This window comes from Lysinibacillus sp. NPDC093210 (genome assembly GCF_044753985.1).
GTDB lineage: Bacteria > Bacillota > Bacilli > Bacillales_A > Planococcaceae > Lysinibacillus.
Genome location: NZ_JBIVOE010000001.1, coordinates 32,266 through 55,424, shown reverse-complemented (window position 1 = coordinate 55,424; position 23,159 = coordinate 32,266). Strand labels below are relative to the sequence as shown.

General features: G+C 35.0%; 25 protein-coding genes. 20 read left to right on the top strand and 5 right to left on the bottom strand.

The annotated features are described in order from the left end of the window. Window position 1: 1 nt before the first annotated feature. The 8 genes from ACIP9C_RS00280 (at window position 2) to ACIP9C_RS00245 (ending at window position 7,629) form a co-directional block, all read left to right on the top strand. Window positions 2-223, top strand: a complete 222-nt coding sequence (locus ACIP9C_RS00280) for a hypothetical protein (protein WP_401007510.1) — start codon at window positions 2-4, stop codon at window positions 221-223. 122 nt (window positions 224-345) lie between these two features. Continuing rightward, entirely contained in the window at window positions 346-849 is a 504-nt protein-coding gene (locus tag ACIP9C_RS00275) for a sigma-70 family RNA polymerase sigma factor (protein WP_401007508.1), read from the top strand. Beyond that, complete coding sequence (locus tag ACIP9C_RS00270; RefSeq protein WP_401007506.1) at window positions 842-2,041, top strand: hypothetical protein; 1,200 nt, start codon at window positions 842-844, stop codon at window positions 2,039-2,041. The genes ACIP9C_RS00275 and ACIP9C_RS00270 overlap by 8 nt, the downstream gene beginning before the upstream one ends. Window positions 2,042-2,504: 463 nt before the next feature. Beyond that, entirely contained in the window at window positions 2,505-3,950 is a 1,446-nt protein-coding gene (locus ACIP9C_RS00265) for a tetratricopeptide repeat-containing diguanylate cyclase (protein ID WP_401007504.1), read from the top strand. A 244-nt stretch (window positions 3,951-4,194) separates the two neighbouring features. Beyond that, the gene (locus ACIP9C_RS00260) at window positions 4,195-4,710 is read left to right on the top strand and encodes an RNA polymerase sigma factor (protein ID WP_401007503.1); all 516 of its coding nucleotides are present in this window, start codon (window positions 4,195-4,197) and stop codon (window positions 4,708-4,710) included. Beyond that, window positions 4,697-5,365, top strand: a complete 669-nt coding sequence (locus ACIP9C_RS00255) for a TIGR04104 family putative zinc finger protein (RefSeq protein ID WP_401007501.1) — start codon at window positions 4,697-4,699, stop codon at window positions 5,363-5,365. Before ACIP9C_RS00260 ends, ACIP9C_RS00255 begins: the two co-directional genes overlap by 14 nt. A 115-nt stretch (window positions 5,366-5,480) precedes the next feature. Then, a complete protein-coding gene (locus tag ACIP9C_RS00250) occupies window positions 5,481-6,032 on the top strand; it encodes a biotin transporter BioY (protein WP_401007499.1) in 552 nt (183 codons plus the stop codon). A 13-nt stretch (window positions 6,033-6,045) separates the two neighbouring features. Then, entirely contained in the window at window positions 6,046-7,629 is a 1,584-nt protein-coding gene (locus ACIP9C_RS00245; RefSeq protein WP_401007497.1) for an amidohydrolase, read from the top strand. 56 nt (window positions 7,630-7,685) lie between these two features. On the opposite strand, the gene ACIP9C_RS00240 is transcribed toward ACIP9C_RS00245, so the two are convergent. Next, the gene (locus ACIP9C_RS00240; RefSeq protein ID WP_401007495.1) at window positions 7,686-7,895 is read right to left on the bottom strand and encodes a restriction endonuclease subunit S domain-containing protein; all 210 of its coding nucleotides are present in this window, start codon (window positions 7,893-7,895) and stop codon (window positions 7,686-7,688) included. Between the two features lie 342 nt (window positions 7,896-8,237). On the opposite strand from ACIP9C_RS00240, the gene ACIP9C_RS00235 reads away from it, so the two are divergent. Together ACIP9C_RS00235 and ACIP9C_RS00230 are read left to right on the top strand one after the other, a co-directional pair. Further along, window positions 8,238-10,007 (top strand): glycerophosphoryl diester phosphodiesterase membrane domain-containing protein, encoded by a 1,770-nt coding sequence (locus tag ACIP9C_RS00235; protein WP_401007493.1) that lies wholly within the window; start codon window positions 8,238-8,240, stop codon window positions 10,005-10,007. Window positions 10,008-10,130: 123 nt separating this feature from the next. Continuing rightward, window positions 10,131-11,072 carry a stalk domain-containing protein gene (locus tag ACIP9C_RS00230; RefSeq protein ID WP_401007491.1) on the top strand — a complete coding sequence of 314 codons (942 nt, stop codon included), beginning with the start codon at window positions 10,131-10,133 and terminating at the stop codon, window positions 11,070-11,072. Between the two features lie 79 nt (window positions 11,073-11,151). Here the strand turns inward: ACIP9C_RS00230 and ACIP9C_RS00225 are convergent, their stop codons facing one another. After that, window positions 11,152-11,922 (bottom strand): TSUP family transporter, encoded by a 771-nt coding sequence (locus ACIP9C_RS00225; protein ID WP_401007488.1) that lies wholly within the window; start codon window positions 11,920-11,922, stop codon window positions 11,152-11,154. Between the two features lie 124 nt (window positions 11,923-12,046). On the opposite strand from ACIP9C_RS00225, the gene ACIP9C_RS00220 reads away from it, so the two are divergent. From ACIP9C_RS00220 to ACIP9C_RS00175, 10 genes are all read left to right on the top strand, one after another. Further along, window positions 12,047-12,838 carry a TrmB family transcriptional regulator gene (locus tag ACIP9C_RS00220; protein ID WP_401007485.1) on the top strand — a complete coding sequence of 264 codons (792 nt, stop codon included), beginning with the start codon at window positions 12,047-12,049 and terminating at the stop codon, window positions 12,836-12,838. Between the two features lie 203 nt (window positions 12,839-13,041). Next, window positions 13,042-13,419 carry a hotdog family protein gene (locus tag ACIP9C_RS00215; protein ID WP_401007482.1) on the top strand — a complete coding sequence of 126 codons (378 nt, stop codon included), beginning with the start codon at window positions 13,042-13,044 and terminating at the stop codon, window positions 13,417-13,419. Window positions 13,420-13,443: 24 nt separating this feature from the next. After that, on the top strand, window positions 13,444-13,791 hold the full coding sequence (locus ACIP9C_RS00210; RefSeq protein WP_401007479.1) for an MBL fold metallo-hydrolase: 348 nt from the start codon (window positions 13,444-13,446) through the stop codon (window positions 13,789-13,791). Further along, a complete protein-coding gene (locus ACIP9C_RS00205) occupies window positions 13,775-14,401 on the top strand; it encodes an MBL fold metallo-hydrolase (RefSeq protein ID WP_401007476.1) in 627 nt (208 codons plus the stop codon). Before ACIP9C_RS00210 ends, ACIP9C_RS00205 begins: the two co-directional genes overlap by 17 nt. A gap of 167 nt (window positions 14,402-14,568) precedes the next feature. Beyond that, window positions 14,569-15,177 carry a class I SAM-dependent methyltransferase gene (locus tag ACIP9C_RS00200; protein WP_401007473.1) on the top strand — a complete coding sequence of 203 codons (609 nt, stop codon included), beginning with the start codon at window positions 14,569-14,571 and terminating at the stop codon, window positions 15,175-15,177. Beyond that, window positions 15,149-15,835: a response regulator transcription factor gene (locus ACIP9C_RS00195; protein ID WP_401007472.1), complete on the top strand. Its 687-nt coding sequence runs from the start codon at window positions 15,149-15,151 to the stop codon at window positions 15,833-15,835. Before ACIP9C_RS00200 ends, ACIP9C_RS00195 begins: the two co-directional genes overlap by 29 nt. Continuing rightward, window positions 15,832-16,917, top strand: a complete 1,086-nt coding sequence (locus ACIP9C_RS00190; protein ID WP_401007469.1) for a sensor histidine kinase — start codon at window positions 15,832-15,834, stop codon at window positions 16,915-16,917. The genes ACIP9C_RS00195 and ACIP9C_RS00190 overlap by 4 nt, the downstream gene beginning before the upstream one ends. Before the next feature lie 210 nt (window positions 16,918-17,127). Next, the gene (locus ACIP9C_RS00185; protein WP_401007467.1) at window positions 17,128-17,772 is read left to right on the top strand and encodes a TVP38/TMEM64 family protein; all 645 of its coding nucleotides are present in this window, start codon (window positions 17,128-17,130) and stop codon (window positions 17,770-17,772) included. A 129-nt stretch (window positions 17,773-17,901) separates the two neighbouring features. Beyond that, a complete protein-coding gene (locus ACIP9C_RS00180; protein ID WP_401007464.1) occupies window positions 17,902-18,081 on the top strand; it encodes a sporulation protein Cse60 in 180 nt (59 codons plus the stop codon). Between the two features lie 117 nt (window positions 18,082-18,198). Next, window positions 18,199-19,011, top strand: coding sequence for a hypothetical protein (locus ACIP9C_RS00175; RefSeq protein WP_401007462.1), 813 nt, complete (start codon window positions 18,199-18,201; stop codon window positions 19,009-19,011). Window positions 19,012-19,104: 93 nt separating this feature from the next. Here the strand turns inward: ACIP9C_RS00175 and fumC are convergent, their stop codons facing one another. The 3 genes from fumC to ACIP9C_RS00160 all read right to left on the bottom strand — a co-directional run bounded on the left by fumC (window position 19,105) and on the right by ACIP9C_RS00160 (window position 22,773). After that, a complete protein-coding gene (fumC, locus tag ACIP9C_RS00170; RefSeq protein WP_401007460.1) occupies window positions 19,105-20,493 on the bottom strand; it encodes a class II fumarate hydratase in 1,389 nt (462 codons plus the stop codon). A gap of 296 nt (window positions 20,494-20,789) precedes the next feature. Further along, the gene (locus ACIP9C_RS00165; RefSeq protein WP_401007458.1) at window positions 20,790-21,008 is read right to left on the bottom strand and encodes a hypothetical protein; all 219 of its coding nucleotides are present in this window, start codon (window positions 21,006-21,008) and stop codon (window positions 20,790-20,792) included. A 145-nt stretch (window positions 21,009-21,153) separates the two neighbouring features. Next, the gene (locus ACIP9C_RS00160) at window positions 21,154-22,773 is read right to left on the bottom strand and encodes an ABC1 kinase family protein (RefSeq protein WP_401007456.1); all 1,620 of its coding nucleotides are present in this window, start codon (window positions 22,771-22,773) and stop codon (window positions 21,154-21,156) included. Window positions 22,774-23,159 lie beyond the last annotated feature (386 nt).

Here is a 23,159-nt window from a genome sequence, read left to right as displayed (position 1 = left end):
TATGCATAAGGAAAAATTTATTAAATGCTTCGCCCTGTTTTTATTTACTACTGGTTTTTTATATGGAGTTGGTGAGACATATAATATATCATGGCTTGCGTTCCGATTTTTAGGACAGTACGATGCTGAAGGATTTTATTTTAGCTTCAGTTCACTGATTCCTGTCTTTGGCGGCTTGCTCATGGTTGGGGTATACGAAACGCTCGTTAAACGATTTATTTAAGTATAAGAAAATCCACTATTGAAATAAAGTGGATTTTCTCTTTTTTTATGCATTAATTTAAAAAAATTACATAATGTGAAACGGACGTCGATTGGTAATCGTTTATAGTGTAAGAGGAGGAGGTGGACGGCATTCTTGAAAGAATTATCGATGATCATGCAGAGCACTTGCTTCGTCTCGCTTATTTTTACGTTAAAAATCGACATGTAGCAGAAGATATTATACAAGAAGTGTTTATCAAATTTTCAGAGCATGCATATGAGGAACGTGGACAGCTCCGTGCTTATTTATCGACGCTGACGATTAATAAATGTAAAGATTATTTAAAAAGCTGGCATTATAAAAAATGTATTTTACAAGAAAAATTATTTCTAACACAAGCAAAAAGACAGCGAGATGCATTAATTGAAGCGGAGGAAAGGTCACTAATTGGAGCCGCAATACTAAACCTTCCGCTAGCATATAGAGAACCGATTCTACTTTATTATTATGAAGAAATGAAGATTGCAGAAATTTCTCAAATGCTTGCGATACCTGAAAATACCGTCAAAACAAGACTAAAAAGGGCACGTGAAGCATTAAAGCCACATTTAGGGGAGGAATGGGAGGTGTTACTACATGAATGACGTAAAAAAAGAGCTGATTAAAATGGCAGGGGATATGTTACCGAGTAAAGAACGTGTTAAACAACGTGTTTTACAGCGGCAAGAAGTTAAACCTAAAAAGTCCATGCGCTTTAGAGCAATAGCTACCATTGTTACGCTATGTTTAGTAGCATTCGTCATACAGCTTGTAGATGGCGATAAAAAACAGTCGGCACCATTATTTAATCAGACCCAGCTCGCCTATTATGAAGATATTTTAAAAATCATTTCTTTTAATCCAGATAGAGAATCTAATAAGGAAGAGGCATATGAGCGCTATGAAAAACGTGTAGCCTCCTATTATTTTGCGCAGTCTCTTGGTATCGAAAGTACAAAAGAGGAACGTGAGGCAGAAGGAAAAAAGCGCTTCGAGGAGTTGCAAATGCTTCAGGAATCACCTGAATATGCCAAGCTTTTTGAAAAACAAGGATTAAAAGGCTACTTTACAAAGTATATTGAGCCGATGTTACCAATGATGGTAGCAGAGGAAAAGCTAAAAGCATTTTACATGGAAAAGTATCCTACATTTCCTAGTTTTATTGTGAAGGACATAGCTACGCGAGAGGCGCTTAACTACTTTAATGCACATTTTTCAGAACAGGCAAAGGCCTTTCAGAAGGAATTAGGGTTAAAATATTATTCAAATATTCGTCAAGGTTCTCATCATATTGGGACTGTAGTTGCAATCCAAGACAATGCCTTTTTACTTGTTGAAGGGGCTGTTCCAGAGGATATTGTCAATCTGACGCAGGAACAAATTGTTGAAAAATATCAAAACGCTACATGGTACCCACTCATCGGTAATATTTCCTTGCAAAAAGGAGATTATGTAGGTGTTCAGTCAGTAGGAGGAGGCTCGACAGATGAGAGTGGATCAGTAAAACGTTTTGGCCTAGTAGATGCAATAGAAATTATGGAGCCTACTGTTACAAAAAAACTTAGCCCTGAAAATACGGATGAAGTTAAACAATTTCTTCAACAAATAACTTGGAGAGTAAAAGAAAAAAACATTGAGAGACCACCAAAATATTCCTTTGTTTTAGATGAAGTTCGAGTGGACATTTGGGACGGCTATGGCCATTCACTTTGGCTACAAGCGCCAGAATACGGTGAAATACAACTTAGCCAAGAAAGAGCTGACCAATTAAAAGCGTTATTAAAAATTGAAGAATAGCAACATTTCTCTTTTAAAGCACCATCAGTTAATTGTTTGAGTGCCTGGCACTTGTAGGTAGTATGAAAAACGTAAAAATCCTCTATGCTTTCCGCTCAGTAAACCGTAAGCCGCAACCATCGCCATGCGCGTATTGTTGCGGCTTATTTTGATTTTTCGGATAACCCTTCTAGCAGTACGATAAAAAGTCAAAATTGTTTGAGTGCCTGGCACTTAGTTGCTGTCCTCCACTTCAAACAATAGAAAAATAGGCATTAAGAATGTACCTCTTGAAGCCTTTGTGATGCTTTGAAGCTACATCGCATGATGGTTTCAGCATCAAGTTATAGCTCTCACCGTAAATATTACTATACTTTAGGTTAAATTACTCATTAATTGGAAAATAAATAAGGATAAAGAATTGTAATATTTTATAAGCGAATGTAGTATTAAGGGAGTAGGGGTTGAAAAAGGAGGGTGCGGTATGGATTTACAAGAATTTGAAGAACTATGGATTACGCTAGATGAATTATATAGTGCGAATCGCTATTTAGAATATATCGAGTTAAGTAGTGCCGCTATTGAAAGTGCCAATGCACTTGCATTGTATGATAAAGCAATGCATTTATTACGTTACAGCTGTATTAGCTATTTTCAAGTAGGGGATCTCCAAATATCCATCAATTTATTAGATAAATACCGAGAACTGACTTTTTTATATGGTAATGATATTGACATCATTCAATATTATTCTCTAGCCTCCATTTACTGGGGAACATTTGGACATTTAAAAAAAGCGGAAGAGCTATTAATGAAAGGCCTAGAAATTGCAGAGCGTATACAACATATAGAAAGCATGGGGAAAATCTATAATAATTTGAGTGGTTTAGAAATTGAACTCGGTAAATATGCAAAGGCAAAGAGACTTGCATTAAAGAGTTTGTATTATGCCAATGAATTTGAAACGAAACATGATGAGCCCTATAAAAGTATTATACACTCTAAGACAAATTTAGCTACTGCGCATATTTGGCTGAAGGAATATGATGAAGCGGATGTTCTAATAAAGGAGTTACTAATGATGGTTAAGGACCCTCCCTATAATAAGGCGCAATTAGAGGTGTTCAATGCCCAAGCATTACTATTTGAAAAACAAGGATATATCGGCGAAGCGATTGATATGTACCAAAAATCGAAGCACTACGCATTGCAAAATAATGATTTATCTTTGTTACAAACCATCTACAATTCATTAGTTAAGCTTATTGAAGAGCAAGGAAATAAAATTATTTTAAGTGCCGTTCAAAAGGAATATATTAATATATTATTAGAGATGCAAAGAGAGAATTATACCCAAGTATTATTCGAAATGGAATATAACAATCAAAAGAAGCATCTTGAAAGAACTTCCTACATTGACCCACTTACAAATATATATAATCGTCGCTATTTTGATGAACATGCAAAAGCAATGGTGGAAAGTGCAACAAATGGTCAGAAATTAGCTTTACTCATGATTGATTTAGATCATTTTAAATCCATTAATGATTCAAATGGTCATTTATTTGGAGATGACGCGTTAACAATGACAGCCACCACATTGCAACAGTTTTTTCAGCCGTACAAATCAATTGTTGCTCGCTTTGGTGGTGATGAATTTATTGTTCTCATCCATTTAAGAGAGGAAGAATCCATCTCCATAATAGCGCAAAATCTATACAATACATTAACCTCACTTGTATTGACTGTAAATGATGATATTGTGCAATTGGAATTTAGTATAGGTGTTAGCACGAATGAGGATGCTCACATTACAAGCGTCGAGCAATTAATTCATTATGCTGATAGTGCACTTTATACATCAAAACGAAATGGACGTAACCAAATTACGCTCTATAACCAATATTGTAATGTGGGAAATAGTAAATAAAGTAATAAAAAGGTAACTTATTGAACGTCCTTTAAATGATTAAGTAAGTATCCGTGACCTTTATGTAGAACATTGAACAATGCAATACCTCACCAGCAAGCGTAAGGTATAGTGTTGTTCGTGTAAAGGGAGCGGATTTTTGTAGTTGTTGGACTAGCTTGCAAGTATTAGAAAAAAATTTATATAAAATGAATCGGAAATAAATTGGCTTACGTCAGTAGTTTAGAAAGAAGGTGAGGCAGCAATGGAAATTGAAGAAATTATTGCAGAGCACGGGGATTATCTACTGAAGGTTGCCTACTTATATGTAAAGAATGAAGCAACAGCAGAGGATATTGTCCAAGATGTGTTTATTGCCTTTTATCAAAAGCAACAGCAGTTTCGACAAGAATCATCATTACGTACATATTTGGTCAAAATGACGGTCAATCGCAGTCACGACTATTTACGTAGTTGGAAAAGTAAACGGCTGTCGCTGTTTGAGAAAATATCTGGACGTTCAACGACCGTTACGCCAGAAAAAGAAATGCTCGCTAAATCGACTAAACAGGAGCTAGTAGAAGCTTTATTTACTTTGTCCGTACAATATAGAGAGGTTTTGATTCTTTATTATTTTGAGGAAATGACAACAGTAGACATTGCGAAGCTTGTACATTGTCCTGAGGCAACTGTGCGTACGAGATTACAACGAGCAAGAAAGCAGCTAGCAACAGTAATCGCTGACTATGACTGGGAGGTGCTACGCTATGAATCAATTTAAAGAAAACGTGTTACATGAGCTACAGCATGTCAAGCTCTCGGAGGAAAAAAAGCAACGGATTGCACAAAAAGTAAGAGCTAAAAGTAAACATAGAAGCAGTAGCCAACTGCAGTATCGAATCGTGCTGGCGACGTTTACACTGCTTGCTATTGGCTTTAGTGTACTTGTATCACCAAAAACAGAACCACGCACTAGACCTTTGCAAGGCGCAGCCTTACAGCAAGAAACAGAGAGATGGAGCCTTTGGACGTTATTAGAGCTTGATTGGGTGAAAGGATTGCTCCTCATTAGCATTTTTGTAAGTATAGCATTAATTATTAAGCGTATTTTGCATAAAAAAGGATATGGCTTGCCTGTATGTATTGAATGTGGAGAAATTTGGACTGCTAAGCAAGTTCGAAAATTGTATTGGAAAAATGGGCAAATGGAATGTCCACATTGTAGAAAAAAGCAATATCGTACAAAAAAGTCGGTACAATTATCTGCCATACTTAATCTGCCAATACCATTTATCGTCTTTTTGAACCAAGCATTTGATCATTTCTTTATCGGTATCGTATTTTTTATCGCAAGTAGCGTAATTTATCATTATTTATTACTACCTGATATAGTAAAATTACAAGAGGAAGATCCCACTAATGAGCCCCTCTGGTAAAATTAAAAGTCTCTTTTTATAGTAATTTGTCAAATTCGATTGACAACTGTTTTTATTTGCATTATCTTTTTGTTAACTTATTTTAAAAGTAGGTTAACAAAAGGGGGATTTTCGTTTGAAGAAAAGTAGTACTTACAATTATGTGTTAGCGGCGTTCGGAGCGGCTATTATCGCAGTTCTTGCACAGGTCACGATTCCGCTACCACTCATTCCAATTACAGGTCAAACTTTAGCAGTTGGCTTAGTTGTCACGATTTTAGGTACAAGACTTGGTACATTATCTGTACTTGTATATATTTTACTTGGCACAGCAGGTCTTCCAGTATTTAGTGGTATGTCAGGAGGATATGGTATCGTCATAGGACCAACAGGGGGATATATTGTAGGCTTCCTTGCGGCGGCTGTGTTAATGGGTTTATACTTAAATAAATTTGGCATTACCTTTGTACAAGCAATCATCGCTAACATTATCGGTATGGTAGTGACATTGGCGTTTGGTACAGTTTGGTTAAAAGTTGTTGCTGATTTAACATGGACTTCAGCATTTATGGGGGGAGCTGTTCCATTTATTGTTGTTGGCGTATTGAAGGCAGTCCTTGCTGCTTGGCTTGGTGTCATTGTACGTCGACGATTAGAAAGTGCGCATTTAATCGAAGCAATAGCATAGGGGGAGAAAATTGATGGCAACACTTTGGACAGGTGGAACAATTTATACGATGGAACGAGCGGGCGAAACAGTTGAAGCAGTTCTTGAAAAAGATGGACAAATTTTGGCGGTTGGCTCCGCTGATAGCTTATTACCTCAAGCTACAACGGTCCGAGATTTAAAAGGAAATGTGATGTACCCAGGATTTGTTGATAGTCATTTACATATTATTGGCTATGGCGAAAAATTAATGCATATTGATGTTTCGAACGTAACTAGTAAGGAAGAATTGTTAAATATTATTCGTGACCGTATGCAAGGCGCTTCTGCAGAGCAATGGGTTGTTGCTATTGGCATGAATGAAACAGGCTATACAGAGCCAATTTTCCCCACTTTGTCGGAGCTCGATGCACTTGGTGAAGCCCATCTGATCATTAAACGTAGTTGCCATCATTTAATTTTAGCTAATTCTAAGGCACTTGCATTTGCTGGAATTACAAATGATACACCATCACCAGAAGGTGGCATTATTGATAAGAAAAATGGTCAATTAACAGGTGTTTTAAAAGATACTGCATTATATTTAATTGTTAACCATATGCCGTATTATACGCCTGAATATATTGAAGAAGCTCTTCAAAAGTCCGTAGCATCGCTTCAATCTTACGGCTTAGTAGGAGGTCATTCGGAAGATTTAAGCTATTTCGGACCTCCTAGTCAACCGATAAATGCTTATCGAAAAATAGTTGATACTCAAAAATCATTTAAAGTGCACTTATTACAACACCATACAGTTTTTGAGGAAGTTGCTATGTTAAACGAGCAAGCAACATCATATGTACAATTTGGCGCAATGAAAATATTTGTCGATGGGGCTTTCGGCGGGCGTACGGCAGCTTTACGTGAACCATATTGTGACGACCCAAACAATAATGGCATACTTGTTCATTCAACTGCACAATTAGAGCAGTATGTACAACTTGCACGTCGCTATGGACAAACAGTTGCTGTTCATGCAATTGGTGATTTAGCAATTGACATCATCTTAGATGTTTTCGCAGCATTCCCACCTCGTGAGGGGCAAATAGACCGATTAATTCATTGCAGTTTAGTTGACGAGGCTATTTTAGACAAGTTAGCAGCATTACCGATAGCTGTAGATATGCAACCACAGTTTGTGCAAGGAGAGTATTTAGCAGAGCTTGTAAAGTTAGGCGAGAAACGCTCACAAGGCCTACATCCATTAAAATCACTTCTAGACCGCGGACTAATTGTAGCAGGTGGTAGTGATGCACCGATTGAAGTACCGAATCCTTTATATGGCATTTATGCTGCAGTGACAAGACGAAATTTTGGTGAAAGCCACGATGGTTTTGGTCCACAGGAGAAAATATCGCGCTTCGATGCTGTGCGACTCTATACAGTAGGCTCTGCTGAAATAATTGCTCAGCAGCATACGAGAGGCAAGATAAAAGAAGGATTTAGTGCTGATTTCACCGTATTCGAAGATGATATATTTGAGGTAGATATAGAAAAAGTACCACATATTCAAGTTGCCTATACAGTTGTGGATGGTCGTATCGTATATGAAAATACAAAAAATCGTTGTGAGGCTTAGCCTCACAACGATTTTTTTAGTAACCAAAATGTTTCAAATGACTAAAAGCGATTAATCTATCGTCTTTCTGATAGATCTTGCACTTGTCTCTCCAATTGTTTAACGCGTGTCGTAAGTTCATTTATTTGTTGTTGAAGCGTTTCTGGAGGAAGCGGTAGAGGGGTAGACTTTCCAATCTTAATCATCTTTATCAGAAAGAAAAACATAGCGCCCAAAACGACAAGAATAAAAATAGTACTAATAATATCGCCAATGTAGAACTGCATCTAAATTCCTCCTTCTAATTAGTTGTAATTCTTTATTTACTGAATCGGCTAACAAAAGGTTTCAAAAAATAATACCTGTACCCCTCTAACATTTATCTCATATTCGTGACAATTTCTTGCGTTTAACTTGCCTAAGCAGAATTCCGCAACTTCTATAAGGTGGGATGAATACTTACATGAGCGTTTCGAGCAGCTCAAAAAATCTGCACGCAACCATATCGAGGCGTAATTGATAACATTTTCTATTTGAAAGATAACTTGAAATGCAAAAATTATCATACGTTATAAGAAGAAATAGCGTGAAACGGCTAGTAACGGTTAGTATGCGACAGGGGTGAGGTAATGCAAAAAGCACGTCAAATTATGCGACAAGCCATCTATAACATTTATACGTTTCGTATGGACTATATCCGAGTCTTCATTATGATTCGTGTATTTCAGTTTTTATTAGTAATACCGGTGTCTACCGTCGTTTTGAAGCTAATGCTAAATGTAACGGGCTACACCCACATTACTGAACAAAATATTCAAAGCTTTCTTATGCACCCCTTTGTCCTAGCTATGATGCTTCTTTTAGTACTGGTTGTCTTGCTATTTATTTATTATGAGATGGGTTTTTTATTTATCATGGCTTTTAATCAGCAAAGGGGTATCCGTTATCGATTTCTTACAATGTGGCAGCAATTAAATCGTAAGCTTGTCTATTTTTTTAGCCTGCAAGTCATTTATTTAATCATTTATATTGCCCTATTGTTGCCTTTAGCTTCATTTATGCTTCCTTTAACATTAACGCAAGGGATTACATTACCTCACTTTATTACAAATGAAATAATGAGTACACGTTTAGGAAGGGTACTTTATACAGTGATAGCCAGTATCTTAGTTATAGTAGGTATACGAAGTATGTTGACATTACCAATTTTTACAATACAGCCGAAAATATCTATTCGTCAGTCATTTCTACAAAGCTGGCGTTTTTCCAGACGAGGTTTGATTGAGTTACTCGTGTTACTGGCAATGATTTTAACAGTTCATTTATTTCTTTTATTAGCTATTACAGTTGTCAGTACATTACCTCTGTTTTTCTTGGAGCGAAATGTGCCGAGTTCAGCGCTTGTAACGGCAGGGCTAACACTTGCGTTTTTAGAAATGGTCTTTGTTGCGTTATTTAGTTTGTTGCAAGCAATGTTTTCGCAAGTAATGGTTGCTATTACTTATAATAACCGTAATTTGGCAATGCCAAGATATTCTCGTAAAAGCAAACGCTATAACACTTTGCCACTACTGCTTTGTGTTGTTTTTTCAATTTTAAGCATCATGAATATTGATTCGTTAGAAAAAAGTGTTTACGCACCAGATACAAAAATTATTGCACATCGAGGATACACAGCAGGCAACGTAGAAAACACCATTAGTGGACTTGTTAGTGCGGCCAATGCAGGTGCAGATATAATTGAACTAGATATTCAGCAAACAGTAGATGGGGAATTTGTCGTTTTTCATGATCGTACATTAAGGCGCTTAGCTGGTAAAAATGGAGTTATCGCAAATATGACACTAAGTGATTTAAAAACAATCACCATTTATGAAAATGGTTTAACCGATAAAATTTCATCTTTAGATGATTTTATAGAAATCGCAAAAGCCCTTGATGTTACATTGCTTATTGAACTAAAGGTACACGGTAAAGAAAGGGAAGACTTATTGCCTCGATTAGTAGAAAAGTTACGAGCCTATAAGGTGCTGGATACGTACTATGTACAGTCCTCAGATTCACAATTGATGACACAGTTAAAGAATTTAACACCAAATTTGCGGGTAGGAATTGTTTATGCGCTTAATATTGGACCGATCGATGATTTAAAGGTGGATTTTATTGCATTAGAAGAATCGTGGGTGAATGAGAATTTAATTTCTGAACTAAAAGCACAACATATGGATCTATTTGTTTGGACATTAAACAAAGATCGTTCATTACAAGAGTTTATTGAGAAAAATGTCTCGGGTGTAATTACGGATCATCCCGATGTGGCATTAGAAATAAGATCAAAGCAAAATGAGCAACAATATTTTTTACAACGAATATTAAATAGATTGTCCTTTGTATTCTAGCTCGTTATATCATAAATATTCTACTTTTCGAGGAATGTGAAAATAATTTGGCAATAATGTAACCTTTTTCTTTTGAAATCGACTACTTCATTGAATTCGTGAAATGAAGGAGATGTATTTTTTATGAAAATGACTAAGGTCGTACCATTTGCAATGACAGCATTATTACTAGGGAGTGTGGCAATCGCTCCAACAGCATCAGCAAACGGAGGAGAAGCAGTTGTGACAAATGCTACCCAACAAGATGAACAAAGCCCACAAGTGCAGCCGATTTTTATAAAAGTAGCTGGAACTATTGAGAATGTGGAAGAACGTGACAATGCGACTTATTATACAACGAAAGATGGAGAAAATACGAACGTATTTGTTGTAAATAAGGATACACTTATTTTTGATAATACAGGGAAAGAAGTAAAGCTTCAAAAAGGAGATAAAGTAACGGCTTATACGTACGCAAATAAGCCAATGCTGATGATCTATCCACCACAATATAACCCTGAAGTTATCATTGTAGAGTCGAAGGAAATGGGCAGTGTGACTGTTGACTTTTTCAATAAAGATCTAGTGAATACGGATAATAGTCTAAAATTAAACGTTGGGGAAGAAACAGTAGTCCAAAGCCAATCAGGTAAAGAAGTATCAGCTAAAGATTTAGCAGAACAACATTTACTTGTGTTCTATACAATTACAACAAGAAGTATCCCAGCACAAACACCGCCAACAAAAGTAATCGTGTTAGATGCTACAGCTGAAGAACAAGGTGAAGTAGGAGAGGAAGCTTCTTCTAATTCAGCAGTTCAAGAAATTATTAAAAATGATTTCTATGATATTAATGGTACAACTATGGTACCTTTACGATTAATTGCTGAAGAACTTGGCTTTAAAGTAGAATCAACAGGAACTGGCGCAATTATTTCAAAAGGCGCATTATCTTATACAATTACACGTGGTGAAAAAGCATATGGCTACAATAAAGCACTTCGTCACTTTGAGGTAGCACCTGCTTTATTAGAACCAACAAAAACATATGTACCTGTCGAATTTTTCGAAGAATTAATGCAATAACATATCAAAACCCCCTCCAATGTTTTTGGAGGGGGTTCTTACTATATGAACATTCAGAATTGTTTTGGTGACTGGCACTTTAACTGAAAAAATAGTCATAGGTGTTTTTTAAAAGAAGGGTCATTGTGACAATTATGAACAATTTCCGCACAAAGGTACTGCCCTTTTTAATTGCAAACTGTGTCCCCACAATAGCGCCAAAAATTTGAGCAATCCCCATAATAAATCCATATATATAATGAACTTCGTCTAAATAGACAAACATAAGAAGTGCCGCCATATTACTGCCCAAATTTAAAAACTTTGCATTTCCAGCCGCCTTTAAAAAATCTAAGCCAAGCATTAAAAAAGTAAAAATAAAAAAGGAACCTGTACCTGGACCTAAAAACCCATCATAAAAGCCAATCGCTAATAGTAAAAAGATTAATCCGAAAATCCGAACTGGTGACATTTTTTTTATTGTAGTGCTGCCACCCCAATCCTTTTTAAAAATCGTGTAAATGCCCACTGCAGCAAGCATTATGAGCATTAAAGGTTTTAATTTATCTGGACTAATTAATGTAACGGTCCATGCTCCGATAAGAGACCCAATAAATGCTAGTGGGAAATACTTTATGACAGATCGGAAATCGAGCTTTCCAGAACGATAAAAAGAAATAACAGAAGTTAATGACCCCATCGTTCCTGCGAGTTTATTAGTGGCAACAGCAGTTGTTGGATTTAAACCTACAAATAAAAGAGCTGGTAGTGCTATTAAACCTCCACCTCCAACAACAGAATCAATAAATGCAGCTAGAAAGCCAAGTAATATAAGGATAGTTAAAACTTGTGGATCTAAATCAAATATCATATTGTCACTCTTTTCATTTTAGTTACTACCGTAATAGTAACTAAAATAAATTTATAAGTAAAGACTATTTTCATTCGCAATTAGATGAATAAATTTACTATAATGAAACAAATGGAGGTAATGGATGATGGAGTTAATTTCCCAATTGAAGCAATTAGGTTATACAGAATATGAAGCAAAAGCATACATAGCGCTTGTACAAAATAATAATGTGACGGCATATCAAGTGAGTAAAGATTCTAAAGTTCCAAGAGCACGTATATATGATACGCTCAATCAATTGGTGGAAAAAGGACTAGTTATGAAGGAAGAGACACCTGACCAAACAACCTATTCAGCGATACCAATTTCTATTTTTATACAAAAAACAGAGCAGCAATGGCAATCCAATTTTACGTCCATTACGGATCAATTAAAAGTTTTAGAACAAAAAGAAAAAGAAGAAGATAATCAAATATTAATCATTCGAGATAAGGAAACAATTCTTAGCTTTTGTACTGCGATGTTAAAACGAGCGAAAGAAAAAGTACTAATTTCAATGTGGGATGACGTCTATAATTTTTTACGCGAGGACCTAGAGGAAATCGGGAAAAAAGTGCCTATTCATGGCATTACAATAAATGTAGATAACCCAATAGCTACTGTAGACCAACATCGAACAACAAACTATATAAAAGCACAAACAACTGCCCATTGGTTTATTATCGCTGTTGATGGAAATGAAATGATTTATGGCCCATCACCTTTTCGCAAAGATTTAGCTTTTTTTACTGATGATGCCTTTCATATTAACTTTTTAGAAGATTATATTTGGCATGATGTACTCGTCAATCGATTAGTAAAAAGAAGTGATGATCATTTGAATGATTGGATTACGAAAGAAAGAATTTCATTTTTTTTAGAAAACAAGAAATAACAACTGACTACTCTCAAATTTTATTAAAAAATTTCGTTCAGCCACCAAATTGCCCTTTCAAATGGTAAAAGGTGGCTGCTTTTATTGTAAAAAGTTAACACTCTAAGATCTTATCTTGATTATTACTCTAAAAATAATAGTTTGAAAAATTGAATTATTTTAACATTCAGTCTACAATTTGGTTTATATAGAGGGGGGAGATGATGACAGTTCAAGTAGGTGAAAAGATTACATTTGAACGTACGTTTACAATGGAGGATGTTGAATTATTTACAAAGGTATCAAAAGATAAGGGGGTTCATCATATTACACCAGATGAACAAGGTCGTTTTGTTGTGCAGGGACTTTTGACAGCAACGCTACCAACAAAAGTAGGTGGTGACTTTAACGTATTAGCCCGTACAATGAATTTCGAGTTTTTACGTCCCGTTTTTAGTGGTGATACCATTCGGTGTGATGTCATAATCGAACAATTTGAACTAGATGAAAAAAATCGCCAGGCGATTCGGGCAACATTTTCTTGCATAAATCAACTCAACAAAGAGGTATTAAAGGGGAGCTTTGCTGGCATTATTCTATAAAAATATAGAAGTGGGGGCTAACATATGAAAACTGCAAATATTATGTTTTTTGAACGTCCGTTTCCAAGTGCCAATAGTATTGTTATTCAAGATGATCAAACCTTTTTAGTTGATACAGGCTTTGGCAGTGATGTACTCCAAGCTGAGAAAATTTTATCCGATGCTGGGATTTTCCCAAAGCAATTAAATAGTATCATTAATACACATTATCATAGTGATCATGTTGGGGGAAATCATTATTTTCAACAGCGTTATGACCTACCGATTGCTGCACATCTTTGGGAGGGGGAAATGGTGAATCAATGTGATTTAGAGTCGTGTGGTTCCCAATATTTAGATCAACCTGTAGAACAATATGTCACTAATAGATGAACAAGAAATTATTACAGGAAATAGTGCTCTTAAGGTTTTACATACACCAGGACATACATTAGGGCATATAGCTTTATATGAACAACAGCAACAGATATTAATTTGTGGTGATTTGTTTCAATATAATGATGTTGGTTGGTTGAATATTTTTCGTGAAGGTACAAATAGTATAAGACGTTCATACGAAAGTTTAGAGCGACTTGCTAAATTGCCAATAAAAATAGCCTATCCTGGCCATGGACGAGCAATTGAAGATCCATTACTAATGATAGACAAAGCAAGAGAACGACTTGAAAAGTGGATGATAGCTCCTGAAAAAATGGCTTGGCACGCATGTAAGCGAATTTTTTCGTTTACACTGATGCTGAAAAATGGATTAACGAGCAAGGAAATTCCACAGTATCTACTTGGCTGTGTCTGGTTTCATGATTTTGCCGTACACTCTTTCCGTTTAGAACCTAAGGAATTTGTCCAGCTATTACTTGATGAAATGATTCGCTCTAAAGCAGCCATATGGCAACAGGACAAGTTATTAGCGACAGCACCATACGAAGTACCAAATTCAAAATGGATAGAAGAAGATTGGAAACCGATTAATTGGATAAAGTAAGTAAACAAATTTCACTAAAAAACGGTTTTAGAAGATAAGAGATTTCTAAATCTGTTTTTTTATTTGAATTAAAATAACTTAAGGATTCTTAAGAATTTTTAACATGTCCTCTTAAGGTTTGAATTTTAAAGTATCATTATCAATTCAAACTAATGAGGTGAATATGTATGAAAAACCTTTCTTTCTTATATCAATTTATCGTGAATCCCAAAGAAATTGGAGCCATTTTTCCAAGTTCAAGTTTCCTTGGAGATAAAATGATTGAAAAAATTGATTTTAAAGAAGCGAGATTTATTGTCGAATATGGTCCAGGTACAGGCGTGTTTACAGAAAAATTGCTTAAAAAAAGAAATTCTAAGACCGTTATTTTATTAGTGGAAAATAACATAAAATTTTGTTCTTTGCTTAAAGAACGATATAAAGGAAAAGATAACATATACATTCAATGTGGATCAGCAGAAAATATTGAACAATATTTGATGGAGTTCAATATTCCTTGTGTCGATTATGTTATATCTGGGCTCCCTTTTTCTAGTTTGTCTAACAAGATATCATATGAGATTTTATTAAACACCACAAAAATCATAAAAAATAATGGCGTATTCATTACATTCCAATATACAAAATTAAAAAAGGCATTCATTAAACAGTTTTTTTCAAAATTAGATATAACAAGAGAATATAGAAATTGGCCACCTGCCTACATTTTTAGCTGTTCGGTTCCAAAAAAACAAACGGAGGAACTTGATGATGTCAAGAATATTAATTGTAGATGATGATAAAGCGATAAGAAATCTTATATCCGTATATTTAGAAAATGAAGGTATGCATACAGAAAAGGCAGAAGATGCTGTTGGAGCGTTAAAAATGCTCGAAAAAAATGAGTTTGATCTTATTATTTTAGATATTATGATGCCGAAAATGGATGGTATAGAAGCATGCTTGAAGATTAGGGAAGAACGAAGTATGCCTATCATTATGCTTTCAGCAAAATCAGAGGATATGGATAAAATTAAAGGTCTTGCTGCTGGTGCCGATGATTATTTATCAAAACCATTTAATCCATTAGAGTTAATAGCTAGAGTAAAATCTCAATTAAGAAGATATAAAAAATATAATCCTGATACAACTTTCGAAAAAAGTGTACTTGAGATAGGGGATTTAACGATTAATACAGATACACGCCAGGTTAGGGTACAAAGCAAAGAAATTAGATTAACGCCAAAAGAGTTTGATATTTTAGAACTTCTAGCTCGAAACAAAGGAATTGTCTTAAGTGTTGCAAAAATTTATGAGGCTGTTTGGAAGAATGACTTTTTTAAATCAGATAATACAGTGATGGTACACATTACAAAAATTAGAGACAAAATAGAGGAAGACCCAAAGCATCCAATATACATTAAGACGATTTGGGGAGTAGGATATAAAATATGAGAAATATCAAGTTTAGCAATAAACTATCTATCCAGCTCCTTGTTATGATTGTAATCAGTTTATTTGGTGCTATTTTTTTTATGAGCATTATCTCTCGCCCTATACTTAGTTTCATTAGCATGATAATTAACCCTAATGAATTTAGTATTTTGCAAGCAAGTGTGGCCTTTATTCTTTGGTTTTCTCTAGCTATAATAACTTTTGTTGTTATTTTCATATTGCTAGTACGGAAAAAAATTATGTATTTGAAATTAATCTCCGATACCGTTCAACATATTGCAAGTGGAAAACTAGGGCAAACAATTGATATTAAAGGTAAGGATGAACTATCTCAGCTAGCACAGAACATTAATTATATGTCTAAAGAGTTAGAAAATAAATTTATACATGAAAGACAATTAGAAAAAGAAAAAAACGAGCTTATTACAAATATATCCCATGATTTACGGACACCATTGACATCAATTATTGGCTATTTGAATTTAATAAAAGTAGGTCAATATAAAAATGAAGGACAACTGCATGAATACTTCGAAACTATTTATTCAAAATCACAAAGATTAAAACACTTAATTGATGAGCTGTTTGAATTTACCCGTTTATCAGGTACGGATGCGATGTTAAATATGAGTAACGTTGACTTAGCGAGCTTACTGCAGCAAATCGTTGGAGAGTATATTCCAATATTTGAAGAACAACAATTGAGTGTCAAAAATTCGATAACTGAGGAAGACATACCTGTTTTAATCGATATTGAAAAAATCGTTCGTGTATATGAAAACCTTTTAATAAATGCGATAAAATACAGCCAAAAACCTTCTATGATACAGGTATCCCTTAAAGCGGAAAGTAATACCGCCGTTTTAAAAGTATCAAATAAAATGGAAAATCCTCCAATGGACGATGTAAATAAAATGTTTGACCGGTTTTTTAGGGGGGATAAAGCAAGAATAGACGCACAAGGGACTGGTCTTGGACTTTCCATTTCAAAAAGAATCATTGAGCTTCATAATGGGGATATAGGTGCGGAATACAAGGAGAGGTGGATAACGTTTATTGTTGAACTGCCTTTATATAAATAATCATTTAATGGAAGAATCTAGAGATGTGCGTATCGATACATCTCTTTTTTATTTTGTAACATTTTCAATAATCACTGTGCAACGCTATTTATCATACATTGACATAAGTATTTATATTGGTCATCTTAAGAATCCTTAATGATTTCAAGGTGTTTTTCTTAATTTTTATTTCTTATTATGTGTTTAGTGAAGTGTTGAGGTGAGGAAGAAATGAGAAAGAAATTAACCATAATCGTTATTTGGATCTTATTCGCTTATATATTAAAGCATTTTGATTTACTGTCACTCGATATGAATACACTAAAGGATTTTATTTCTGGTAATAAAAATAATGCATACTTATTGTTTATTGGTTTATGGCTAATCAGGTTTATATTTTTTATCCCAGGTACAACTTTAATGATTTTGGGTGGCGTTTGTTTTCAGCCAATGGAAGCTTTAATGTTATCTACAGTAGGCATTGTATTGAGTGAAACAATCGTTTATATATTCTCAAGACGTTACGCTGGAAATAAAATCAATAAATATTTAGAAAATCGGTACCCCGAATTGAATGATTTATTAGAAACCTACAATTACAAATTTCTAGCAATAGGCGTTATTTGTCCGATAGCACCAGCGGACATAATCTGTTTTTTATCCGCATCCGTAGGGATAAAATTTTCAACCTACATTTTTACTATCATTATAGCGAGTACCCCATTAAGAATATTATATAGTTTTATGGGAGGTAGTCTTCATAATTACACAGTTGGTCTTGTGTTTGTCATAGTATCACTAATTTTAGTATTCGCAGCATCCATAAAAATTTGGAATTCGCTTAAACAAAAACGAAAAATAGAGTTGCAACAATAGTTTAGATGAGTAAAGAGCCTGACTACAATAAAATAGGAAGACTCTTTACTTTCCTTCCACTTCTATTAAATTTATAACATTGGAAAATGTATCCATCTATTGTATGATGAACGGAGTGAGGTGATAAAAATGGCACGATTAAGAACGAATATACTTGAGGCGAGAGATAAAGATACGCTTGAAAACATGATTAATAGATTTTTATATGATTTACCAGAAGGCGATTTTATAGACATTAAATTTTCTACGTATACTTTTTATGATAAGCATAGTGTTTACACAGCCATTATTCTTTTTAAAATTACATAGCAAGTCACATCATACTTAGATGTGGCTTTTTCTTTTTATGATTGTGCATTCTATAATTGCCTGGAATGATAAATAGGGAAATAGTATTCTAACATAAGGTCGAATAGGAGGAACATTGTGAGAAAGTTTTTTATCGTGTTATTAGCAGCAGTTGTATTAGCGGGAGTAAATCCAACGAAATCAGAAGCGAAAGTAATGTTTGATGGGGCAGAAATAGTCAAAGGGCAAACAGGGAAAATGACGTTTTCAAAAGATGTGAAAGTGTACAAGAAAAATGCGAATGGACAGTTTGAATCGATGTTAGTCAAAAAGGGAAACTACTTCCGCGTATATAATATCGAAAAATACAATCGTCAAACATATTATTGGATGAGCTCTGGTTATCGTGTTCAAGCATCCGATTTAACCGTTTTTATGGCAATTCCATTTGAACAGCGTGTACAGTTTTATAATCATCCCGCTTATATGTGGATCAATAGAGATAAACCGTTTTACTCATTCTACATAGAGAGTGATAGTTTGGGAACACATGCACATTCCTATTACACATATTTAAATATATGGGGAAATTTTAAAATTGAACAAGGAGAACTTGTTAATACTTATGATTTAAGTTTTGTAGGTGGCGGTATTGAAAAGAGAAAAATCGATCCAACTGACATTCAATTAATAGAACCTCTACCTGTTAATACGGATACATTATTTACTGTTACAAAGGATACAGTGCAGCATATTAAACCGTATCTCATTAATAATAACGATTACTATCAAAGAATTGCGGGTCAATTGAAGGCAGGAACTGTTTTAAAAAGTGCAGGTTTTAAAATTGGCAACTATTACGCAGTGAAGTTTGCTGCAGAACCAGAGCTTTATAGAACATTTTTCGTTCCTCAAAGCCATGTAGTTGAAAAAGCGACGTTAGAGGATTAATTAGGATTTTTAGACAAAGGAAAAAGCCTTGATTGTAATATCAAGGCTTTTTCTTATGTGCAGTTCGCTTAAATTTCCCCTGCACTTATATCATTATGCGTTTGGATAAATCATCGTTGCTGGGTCAACATATTCATTAAATTGTTCTTCTGTTAACAAGCCAGAAGCAATGGCAGCTTCTTTTAATGTAGTGCCTTCTTTATGTGCTTTCTTCGCAATTTTAGCTGCATTTTCATACCCAATATAAGGATTTAATGCAGTTACTAGCATTAAGGAGTTTTGCAAGTTATGATCAAGCACTTCAATGTTTGGTTCGATACCAATAGCACAGTTATCATTAAATGATTTCATCGTATCAGCCAGTAGGCGAGTTGATTGTAAGAAATTATAAATGATGACTGGTTTAAAGACGTTAAGTTCAAAATTCCCTTGGGAAGCGGCAAATGCAATCGTTGCATCATTTCCAACGACTTGCGTCACGACCATTGTCATCGCTTCACTTTGAGTTGGATTCACTTTACCTGGCATAATGGATGAGCCGGGTTCGTTTTCTGGAATAGTAATTTCACCGATACCAGAACGAGGCCCACTTGCTAACCAACGAACGTCATTGGCGATTTTCATTAAGTCCGCAGCGAGTGCCTTTAATGCTCCATGTGCCACGACAGCTTCGTCATGACTTGTTAGTGCATGAAACTTGTTAGCTGCAGATGTGAATTGTTTCCCAGTTAGCTCGCTAATTTCAACTGCTACACGGTCGCCAAATTCGGGATGTGCGTTAATGCCAGTACCTACAGCTGTTCCACCAATTGCAAGTTCTTTCATGTATTCTACATTATGTTTAATCATTTGCTCAGATTTGCCTAACATTGCGGACCAACCACTTATTTCTTGACCTAAAGTCAGCGGCGTAGCATCTTGTAAATGAGTACGTCCGATTTTAATAATATCTTTAAATTTTTCAGCCTTTTCATCGAACGTAGCTTTTAATAAGCGAAGGCGAGGCAGTAAATAATCTTCTACTTTTAGTACTGCTGCAATATGCAACGCTGTCGGGAATGTATCGTTGGAGCTTTGTGATTTATTGACATCATCGTTTGGATGAATGCGGTCAGATTCACCAGCATCCTGTAAAATTTGATTTGCACGATGCGCAATAACTTCGTTTACATTCATATTGGATTGTGTACCACTACCTGTTTGCCATACAACAAGTGGGAACTGATCATCCCATTGTCCGTTTAAAATTTCATCTGCCGCTTGCACAATAGCATTGGCTTTAATATCTGAAAGTTTCCCTAATTTATTGTTCGCAAGTGCTGCACTTTTCTTTAAAATAGCCATTGCTTGAATAAGTTCAATAGGCATGTGCTCAGTGCCGATTTGGAAATTTTCCTTACTGCGTTGAGTTTGCGCACCCCATATTTTATTGGCAGGTACTTTGATTTCACCCATAGTGTCTTTTTCGATACGATAATCCATTTAGAACAGCTCCTTCGATTTATGTAATGAAAAAACGGATATTCTTAGTCTGATGTAAGAATATCCGTTTAATGCATGTTTATTTCAAAAAATAAGGGGGGATTCTGAAATAAACAAAAATAGAGAAAAGAAATAATCTATATGATAATGATAATTGTTATCAATTATAAAGTCAATCTTTCTGCTCAATAAATTATATTGAATGAGAATAAATCGCACTGTGATTGGTATAGATAATATAATTTTCCCGTTTTGTCTGTTAATAAACTTATTCACCCATGGAAATAGGGAAGAAACTATCTTTTTTTCTTCCCTAAATCTCTTGTTAAAGGTTGTTTTTTCGGAATTTTTTCAAACAACACATTAACATGATACTGGCGCTCATCGATTTGAATAACATCGATTACCTTAGCCTTACGTCCTTTTAGTTGGATGTTTTCGTCCACTGTAGGAATACGAATTAATAACTGATTTAAAATCGAAGACTTATTTTCATAAAAATGAACAACATGCATATTCACAGTTCTCCTTAATCTGTATTTTAGTCAATTTATGAGACATGGAAAGAATATAGAACTATTGGTATACAGGGAGAATACGTTAAGAATGCATACACAGAAATAAAAAAATGCCCCCTAAATCAAAGGAGGCGGACGTTATTCAAATACGATTTTTATTCATACGTTTTAACCAATTTCTTTGTTTCCAACTGCTCACAATATAAAAAAGAATAGATAGAGACAATAACAGAGCTGATGTTTTATATAATATTGCCCATTGTAAATATAATCCGCAAAAAATCCCAACGAATGCAAGTATGCTTAAAATAAAAATATGCCTTTTTTGATTTTCATAGATGGAAAAGACAAAGTCTCTGTGCTGTAACGTTTCCTTTTGGATTAATATACGTTGTGGCGTTTCTACAAGATCTTGCAAAGAATGAAAAATTTTAAATATTGGTAACGCATTGAGCCATTGTAAAATGGACTTCCAATTATTTGAGCTTCCATGTTTTACCCAATCAGAAAATACTGGTTTAATAATATCTAACATTTCTTTATCAGGATTAATGGTTAGCAAAATACCTTCAATTGTCACAAATGAGCGTCCTAAAAAAATAAATCGAGTAGGTATTTGTATTGGCAGAAGTTTGATAATGTCGTTCATTTCTTTTTTGACGGCAAATAAGTCCATTTCTTTTATCTTACTTACATCCAGTAGTAGTACTTCCTTAAGTAAGTTTTCAATAATTTTCAAATCTGCTCCTGGTAGTAAAAAACCTAAATTCTTTAACGTCTCTGCTGCTTGAGCATAATTTTTTAGAAAAATGGCTTGCATTAAATTTTGAAAATTAGCTGCATCCTTTCTTGAAATTTCCCCTACCATACCAAAATCAAGAAGTACAATCGTACCATCAGCCTTCACCAAAACATTTCCAGCATGAGGATCTGCATGAAAAATGCCTGCCTCTAACCATTGAGGCAAGAAAACGTGCATTAACCGCTTAGATAAAGCTTCTTTATCAATTTGATTTGTTGATAAAAATACGCTATCCGTTATTCTAGCACCATCTATCCACTCCATTACCAATACTTGAGAAGTGCTCATATCAGGATAAGCAGTAGGAATCGTAAGCTTTTGGATGGATTCAAAGCGTTCTCTGAAATGCTTCATTGTAGCTAACTCTTTTTTGAAATCCAATTCTCTTCCTATAACAGATTTGAGTTCATTAAAGAGCATTCTAAAATTGATAAACTCTTTTGGGATAGGTGCAAAATATTGCGCAAACCAAATAATAATAGCTAATGAACGAAAATCAATTCGCATAATTGATGGGATGGATGGACGTTGTACTTTGATTGCAACATTTGTGCCGTCTTTTAGCTTTCCACGATAAACCTCTCCAATTGAGGCTGAAGCTACTGCTGTTGTTTCGATGGAAAGAAGTACATTATCTATCGGTTTTCCCCATTCTTTTTCCAATACACATTGAATGTCCTCCCAAGGAGAGGGAGGTACTTGATCAACTAAATCCTGTATTTGACTGATAAAACTTTTTGGCAGTAAATCCTCGCGAATACTTAAAAGTTGCCCAACTTTAATTAACACGCCTTCAAGCTCAAATAGTGTTTGGCGAAATTGTCGACCAAGCTTTTCCCATAACAATTCCCATTGTGTATCTGATTTTTTTCGAAAACGATACCAATAAACTTGAAGAAACATGGAAAACGCAAAGGAAAGTATTTTCCACATTCGAAACCAGCTTTTCCTATTTTTCATACGACATCCTCCGATTTTATCAGATTGATAGATAGACAATAAATGATAACTAAATCATACACCAAATTCTGTTAAAAATGAGATTATTGTATGCATTTAATTATCTACGTAAGGAAGGTAGAATTCCGCGGAAGGAAGGAAAGATTCCGCGAAAGCAGGGAGTAATTCCGCGGAAGGAAAGTAGAATTCCGCGAAAGGGAGGAGTAATTCCGCGGAAGGAAGGAAAGATTCCGCGAAAGGGAGGTAGAATTCCGCGGAAGGAAGGAAAGATTCCGCGAAAGCAGGGAGTAATTCCGCGGAAGGAAGGAAAGATTCCGCGAAAGCAGGGAGTAATTCCGCGGAAGGAAAGTAGAATTCCGCGAAAGGGAGGAGTAATTCCGCGGAAG